A 7,770-nucleotide genomic window follows, 5' to 3' on the forward strand; every position below is an offset into this window, starting at 1 on the left:
CGGCCAGGGGACTGCCCCCTGGCCGCCGAAGGTTTTTATTATGCATGTTAACCATAAAAGATAGATTGTGATTTATATGACATAGGAAGGAAGGCTCATGGAAAAGCAGACAGAAGCGAGACTGGTTCAAGAGGCGGTGGCGTTGGCCGAGCAGTGGCAGACCCGCGCCAACGAGTTGTTGACCCCGGATGAGAAGAAGATCCAGAAGATGATGAAGCGGCTTCTCACCCACCCCATGGACAAGGTGATCCTCACGCGTATGATCGACGAGAGTTTTCGGTCGAGCCTGACTCCCAAGGTGGCGGACCGGGTCTACACCCTCCTGAAGGAGAAGGGGATTCCCAAGTTCATGGGGCCCCTTGAAAAGTCGCTGATGATGCTTTTCATGGGGGTGGGGCGTCACCTCCCCTGGCTTGCCGTGCCCCAGATGGTGGAGCAGATCCGAAAGCAGAGCAGCCGGGCCGTGGTTCCCGGTGAGGAAGAGCCCTTCAAGGCGCACCTTGCCATGCGCAAAGAGGAAGGGGTGCGCATGAACATCAACCACATCGGCGAGGCCGTGCTGGGGGAAGAGGAAGCCGCCCATCGGCTGGAGGCCTACGTGCGGGATCTCTCCAGCCCGGACATCGAATACATTTCGGTGAAAATTTCCACCATCTACTCCCAGATCTCCTCGTTGGCCATGGACGACACCGTGGCCGAGCTGAAAAAACGCCTCACTGTGCTTTTTACCACGGCCGAGAACCACACCTACACCCGCAAAGACGGCACCACGGTGAAAAAGTTCGTGAACCTGGATATGGAGGAGTACCGGGACTTGGAGCTCACGGCCCGGGCCTTCATGGAGACCCTGGAGCAGGAAGAGCTGAAAAACCACGCCGCGGGCATCGTGCTCCAGGCTTACCTGCCGGACTCCTGGGCCATGCAGCGCAGGCTCACCGAGTGGGCCAAAGAGCGCGTGGCAGCCGGCGGGGCCCCCATCAAGCTGCGTATCGTCAAGGGCGCCAACATGGAGATGGAGCAGGTGGAGTCGGCCCTTCACAACTGGCCCCTGGCCCCCTTTGACAACAAGCCCTTCGTGGACGCCAACTACAAGCGCATGGCCGAGTACGCCATGGAGCCCGAGAACATAAAGGCCGTGCGCCTGGGTATCGCCTCCCACAACCTCTTCGAACTTGCCTTTGCCTATGCCATGGCCAAGGAGAACCAGGTCACCGAGTACTTCGGCTTCGAGATGCTCGAAGGCATGGCCGACCATGTGCGCCGGGCCATTTTGGAGACCACAGGGGATGTGCTCCTCTACGCGCCGGTGGCTGGGAAAGAGCAGTTCATCAACGCCATCGCCTACCTGATCCGCCGCCTGGACGAGAACACGGCACCTGAGAATTTCCTGCGGTATGCCAACGACCTGAAGCCCGGCTCCAGGGAGTGGACGTTTCTTGAAAAGGGATTCAAGGCCTCCCTTGAACTGCGGGAGACGGCATCCAAAACCTCCAACCGCGTCCAGGACCGCAGCACGGAATCCTGGGATGGGTTTGACGGGGGAAGCCATGCCACGGGCCGGTTTGTCAACGAGGCAGACACCGACTGGGCCCTTTCCGGAAACCGGGCCTGGGCCGAAGGCATCCGGGACGCCTGGATGCCCACCGCGGACAAAGCCCCCCACGAGGTTCCCGTGGTGGTGGCGGGCGAAGAGCGTTTTGACGGCAAGAAAATCCGGGAAGGCGTCGACCCTTCCCAGTTCAGCGGCAAGAAAAAGGAGAACATCGTCAGTGCCCGCTACGCCCTGGCCGATGATGCCGATGCAGAAGAGGCCTTGGAGACGGCTGTTACCGACCCCGACGGGTGGCGGTCCCTGGGCTGGGAAGGACGTCATGAGGTCCTCTGCCGGGTGGCCGTGGAGATCCGCAAGGCCCGCGGTGATCTCATGGGCGCGGCAGCAGCGGCCACGGGCAAGCTCATCACCGAGGCGGACGTGGAGGTCTCCGAGGCCATCGATTTTGTGGAGTTCTACCCCTTGAGCGCCCGCAAGCTCGCCGGTCTGGAGGGCGTTACCGCAACGGGCAAGGGCGTGGGCCTTGTCATCTCTCCCTGGAACTTTCCCATCGCCATTCCCTGCGGCGGCATCTCCGCTTCCCTTGCCGCCGGCAACACGGTGATCTTCAAGCCCGCCTCCGACGCGGTGCTGCCCGCCTGGATTCTCTGCAACTGCTTCTGGCGCGCCGGGGTATCCAAAAAGGTGCTGCAGTTTATGCCCTGTTCCGGGGCCACCACCGGCCAGAAGCTGGCCACGGACGATCGGGTGGATTACGTGATCCTTACCGGCGGTACAGACACCGGCCTGGCCCTTCTCAAGGCAAAACCCACCCTGGCCCTCTCCGCCGAGACCGGGGGCAAGAACGCCACCATCGTTACCTCCATGTCCGACAGGGACCAGGCCATCAAGAACGTCATCCATTCGGCCTTCGGCAACACCGGCCAGAAGTGCTCGGCCACCTCCCTGCTGATCCTGGAAAAGGACGTGTACGAAGACGCCCAGTTCCGCCAGCAGCTGGTGGATGCGGCCCGGAGCTGGTACGTGGGGTCGGCCTGGGAGTACAAGAACAGCATGGGAACCCTGGTGAACCCGCCCTCAGGGGACCTGAAGCGGGGCCTCACCGAGCTGGAGCCCGGGGAGGAGTGGGCGCTGAAACCCGCCCAGGTGGGGGACAATCCCTACCTTTGGAGCCCGGGCGTCAAGTACAACGTCAAGCCCGGCAGCTACACCCACATGACCGAATTTTTCGGGCCCGTGCTGGGGGTCATGAAGGCCGACAACCTGGAACACGCCATCAGCCTGGTGAACCAGACCGGTTTCGGCCTCACCTCGGGCATTGAGAGCCTGGACGACCGAGAGCAGGCCCTCTGGAAAAACAGCATCAAGGCCGGGAACCTCTACATCAATCGAGGCACCACCGGAGCCATCGTCCTGCGCCAGCCCTTCGGGGGCATGGGCAAGTCCGCCATCGGTTCCGGCATCAAGGCAGGCAGCCCCAACTACGTCAGTCAGTTCATGGCCCTGGAAGAGACCCCGGCCCCCGTCTTTTTGCCGGTGCAGCAGGAGACCCATCTTTTCCGCTGCTGCCAGGATCTGGAGGCCAAGGCCGCCTGGGGAGGCCTGGGGGAGACCGGGCCGGAGATTGCCCGTTTTGTCCGGTCCGCCTTCAGCTGCATGGGTTGGTATGAGGCGGAGTTTCAGCACGAGACCGACCATTTCCGCCTTCGCGGCCAGGACAACATCGTGCGCTACCTGCCCGTGGGGCATGTGGTGGTGCGCGCCACAGCCGAAGACTCCCTTGCAGACGTCCTTACCATGTGCACGTCAGCCCTTGTCACAGGCAACCAGGTGACCTTGAGCCTTGTCCCGGGGCTTTCCGAGACGGTGGGGGCTTTCATCGACAGTGCCGACGGAACCCGACTCCTGCGCGACGTTGCCGTTGTCAAGGAAGGGGAGGCCTCCCTTGCCGCATACCTTCAAACCGCAGACCGCATCCGCTTTGCCGCACCGGACCGGGTTCCCGACACCCTTCTGGCCAAAGCCGCCGAGACCGGCTTCTACATCGCCAGGACCCGGGTCCTGGCCGAAGGGCGCGTGGAACTCCTCCAGTACGTCCGGGAACAGAGCATCTGCGACAACTACCACCGCTACGGCAATCTGGGAGAACGGGGGCTGTTGTAACAGATAGAAAAAAAGAGAAAAAAGCGTGCCTCCGGCGGCAAGGTGGAGGCACCTTGAAACCCAAATGCGAATGCATGGAAGCCGTCGTTATGCCTGCGTTTTCAACGCATTCGCGCGAAGGGGGATGTCCTGCAACCGTCTCTGCAGGAGATTCCTGTTTCATTCTTTCAGTAAACAGCATTCGGGGTTCTGTTGGTTCGTTTGATTTTTAAGGGACGGTACAAAAATAAAGCATACAAAAGCCCCACCTGCAGGCCTGCAGGTGGGGCTTTTGCGTGAAGGGTAACCCGTGAATTGGCAGGGAAACACCCGTCGTTCATGCCCTTGTGATGAATGAGGTTCCCCGGTTAAAGATGCCTCCGGCGGCTCTGCCGAGAGCTAAACGTTTGCCTGATTAAAGACGGGCTTCATAAACAGGTCTTTAAAAATAGATTCAGGCCAATCTAAATCAAAGGCGAATGTGATTTTCCCCGAGGGACGAGGGGGAAAGCGCATTCGCAACCTGCTTTCAAGGTGGCACACCTTGCCGCCGGAGGCTTTCTTTCATGCACTTTAACCATAGAAGGCACGCTTCTCCCTTCCCGCATCACTCCATGGTGATGGTCTGTCCCCGTTTGGGCACAAAGGCGTTGAGGCCTTTTTCCTTGAGAAAGGCGGCAAACGCTTTGGATTGTTCTTCTTCCCCGTGGACCACGGCGATGTTTTTCACCTGAAGGTTCGATTTTTTGAGGAAGGTGTGCATCTCTTCGCGGTCGGCGTGGGCGGAGAATCCGCCGATTTTTACGACGTCGGCCTTGAGGGGATACTCCTTGCCGAGGATCTTGACCACGGGGGGCTTGCCCTTGCGGTCGTTTTGCTTGTAGTCCCAGCCCAGCTCCATGATGCGGCGTCCCAGGGTGTGCTGGGCCATGTACCCCACAATGACGATGGTGTTGTTGGGGTTGTGGACCCGATACCGCAGGTGGTGCAGGATGCGGCCCGCTTCACACATGCCCGAAGAGGAGATGATGATGTGGGGGGTGGTGGACTTCATGCACTCCATGGATTCGGCCACGGTGCTGATGTAGGAGAGCCCCTTGAACTCGAAGGGGTTCATCCCTTTTTCCAGGAAGGTGCGGTGGGTCTCCTTGTCGTAGACCTCCGGGTGCTCGGCAAAGACCCGGGTGAGGTTTCCGGCCAGGGGGGAATCCACGAACACGGGGAGCTTGGGGATGCGCCCTTCGTTGAGGAGTTCGTGGATGATGTAGACCACGTCCTGGGTTCTGCCGAAGGCAAAGGCGGGGATGACCACCACGCCTTTTCGGTCGTAGGTGTCGTTGATGACTTCGGCCAGCCGGTCCTTGAGCTCTTCGGTGGGCTCGTGGTGGCGGGCGCCGTAGGTGCTCTCCATGATCATCAGGTCGATGGGCCCCAGGTTTTCGGGGAAGCGGAGGGTGGGATTTTTCAGGATGGGCCGACCGAAGCGCCCGATGTCCCCGGTGTAGATGACGTTGAAGCGCCGTCCCCGCTCCCGGAAGGAGAGGAGGCACAGGGCCGATCCCAGGATGTGCCCGGCCTCGTAAAAGGTGACGGTCATGCCTTTGCCGATGGTCACCGGGGTGTTGTAGGGGTAGCCGTCAAAGGCGGTGAGGGCTGCCTCGGCATCGGCCATGGTGTACAGGGGCTCCACGCTGTTGAGGTTGTGCTTGTCCAGGAGTCCTGCGATGGCCTCCTTGTTGAGGCGCAGGCCGTTGTGCTTGAGGAGCTTGGTGATCTCGGAACGCTCCCGGTTGGTGAGGTGGTTTTTTCCGTTGGCCAGGTTGTAGAGGTGGCCCCGGACGGTTTTGTAGTTGAGGTAAAGGGCGTCGGACTCCTGGATGTGGGCGGAGTCCCGCAGCAGGTAGGAGCAGGCATCGGCCGTGGTGCGGGTGGTGATGACGCGGCCGTTGAAGCCCCCTTTGACCAGCAGGGGGATACGCCCGGAGTGGTCGATGTGGGCGTGGGAAAGGATCATGTTGGTGATGAGTTCGGGGTCCACGGGAAAGACGCGGTTTTTGGCTTCGGTTTCTTTGCGTCTGCCCTGGAAGAGCCCGCAGTCCAGAAGGATACGGTCTTTTCCGGCTTCGAGCTGGTGCATGGACCCGGTGACTTCGCGAATGGCACCGTAGAACGTGACATGCATGGAAGACTCCTTTCACCCCGGATAGATGCCGGAGCGGCATGGGATGTGGCGGGAACACAGACAATAAGGGCGTCGAGGCAGGGGGCCGGGTGGCACGAGCCGTGGGGTGCTTCTTTCAGGTGGCGGCAGACCCCTCACATCTTTATTTTTGCCCGATGAGTCATTTGACGCTGAATGCCGTTGCACTCAGTGATCCGGGTTCCGTGTGATTTTTAAACATATGGCAGGGGGGGCGGGGTGTCAACGAACCCTGCGCCGATAAAGAAAAAAAGCACCCTCGGGCTGCGGGGACAGCCGTTGCAGCCCTTAGGTTGGCGGACGTAAATAACCATACAGGCGCACCTCGCCCCGACTAAAGATGCCTCCGGCGGCCAAGCTTTTGAAACGTTTGATAAACAGGCCTTAAAAAAAGGTCAGTTTAATCTGAACTAATAGCGAATGTGATTTTCCCTGAGGAACGAAGGGGAAAGCGCATTTGCAGCTTGCTTTCAAGGTGGCACACCTTGCCGCCGGAGGCGCATTTTTTTCCTCACGTTGGCCATAGGAGGCACCTATGCTGAATCGTTGCCCTCAAACTTTTGAAAGATTTGACAAACAGGCCCCGGACGGTATATCGACAATACGAATTGACCCGCCCGAGGCCGGGCCGATCCGGCGCCCATGACCCACAAGAAAAGTGATCCCCACATCATGAACACATCATCCCTTTTTAAACGTATCCCCGCCGCCCACCTGCGGCACGGCCTGAAGACCGGTCTTGCTTCCCTCATCGCCTATGAGGCGAGCCGGGCCTTGGGCCTTCCCTACGGCTACTGGGCGGTCATCTCCACGGTGATTGTCATGCAGGTCTATGTGGCCGACTCCGTGAGGATGTGCCTTTACCGCTTCTTCGGAACGGCCATGGGGGCGGCCATCGGCATTTTTTCCATCTGGGCCTTTCCTCCGGGGGATCTGTGGAACGACGCTGCCATTGCCCTGACCCTGGGGTTCTGTGGGTTCATGACCCGGTACAGTCCCCGGTTCCGCATGGCCGCCATCACCGTCTCCGTGGTTTTTGTGGGCAGCTTCGGCTCCCCCATGGACGAGCGGATTGTCTATGCCCTCTGGCGGGTCATGGAGATTACCCTGGGGGTGGGCACCGCCTTTCTCGTGTCGGTCCTTGTCTTTCCGGAGCGCCTGGAAAAGCACCTGAGCGAGCGGCTGAATAACCAGAAAGGGCAGGCAGCAGACCTCTGCAGGGAGCTCACGGCCGCCTTTGTCCACGGGGTGGCCTCCCCGCCGTTTCACGGGATGCAGGCCCTCTCCGCCGAGATCCGGAAAAACCGGGAGACCCTCTCCGGCATCACCCATCACGAGTTTCTCTTCGTGCGCAGGAAGCGGGGAGATACCCTCGAATCGGTCATCAACGGCCTTGAAAGAACCGCGGACCACCTTGCCGTCATGGCCCACGCCCTGGAAAAGGAGGCCCTTCTCAAAGAGCGGTTCCACATGGAAAACGAGATCCTGGACCTGGCCGAGGCCTGTGCCGTGACCCTTACCCGGATGCGGGACACGGATGAGCCCGTGGACTGCCGGGACCTTCAAGGCGCTCTCTCCGCCTGTGACGCCCGCCTGCTTGACTTGCGCAAGCAGGGGGCCACCTTTCGGTTCGACCTTGATATCCTGGCCGGGTTCTACGAATTCTACAGCGCCTTGAAAGCCCTGGCACAAGACCTTATCCGGGGCATGGGGAACGGCAAGGGTGTGGGAAAAAAATAAAAGAACAGAGTAACTATTCAGCTCAAAAAAAACAGCCTCCGGCGGCAAGGTGTGCCACCTTGAAAGCAGGTTGCGGAAGCGTTTTGCCCCTCGTTCCTCGGGTCAAATCACATCCGCATTTAAAGTAAAAATTCAC

At 60.0% G+C, this 7,770-nt stretch carries 3 protein-coding genes; 2 read left to right on the top strand and 1 reads right to left on the bottom strand.

What is annotated here, in order from left to right; genetic code table 11:
* Positions 1 to 97: 97 nt before the first annotated feature.
* On the top strand, positions 98 to 3,715 hold the full coding sequence (locus tag BLQ12_RS17980) for a proline dehydrogenase family protein (protein ID WP_092212616.1): 3,618 nt from the start codon (positions 98 to 100) through the stop codon (positions 3,713 to 3,715).
* A gap of 586 nt (positions 3,716 to 4,301) precedes the next feature.
* Here the strand turns inward: BLQ12_RS17980 and BLQ12_RS17985 are convergent.
* Positions 4,302 to 5,876 (bottom strand): MBL fold metallo-hydrolase RNA specificity domain-containing protein, encoded by a 1,575-nt coding sequence (locus tag BLQ12_RS17985; RefSeq protein WP_092212618.1) that lies wholly within the window; start codon positions 5,874 to 5,876, stop codon positions 4,302 to 4,304.
* Between the two features lie 690 nt (positions 5,877 to 6,566).
* Between BLQ12_RS17985 and BLQ12_RS17990 the strand changes: the two genes are divergently transcribed.
* Positions 6,567 to 7,634, top strand: a complete 1,068-nt coding sequence (locus tag BLQ12_RS17990) for an FUSC family protein (RefSeq protein WP_175469914.1) — start codon at positions 6,567 to 6,569, stop codon at positions 7,632 to 7,634.
* Positions 7,635 to 7,770 lie beyond the last annotated feature (136 nt).

This window comes from Desulfoluna spongiiphila, assembly GCF_900101345.1.
Taxonomy (GTDB): domain Bacteria; phylum Desulfobacterota; class Desulfobacteria; order Desulfobacterales; family Desulfolunaceae; genus Desulfoluna; species Desulfoluna spongiiphila.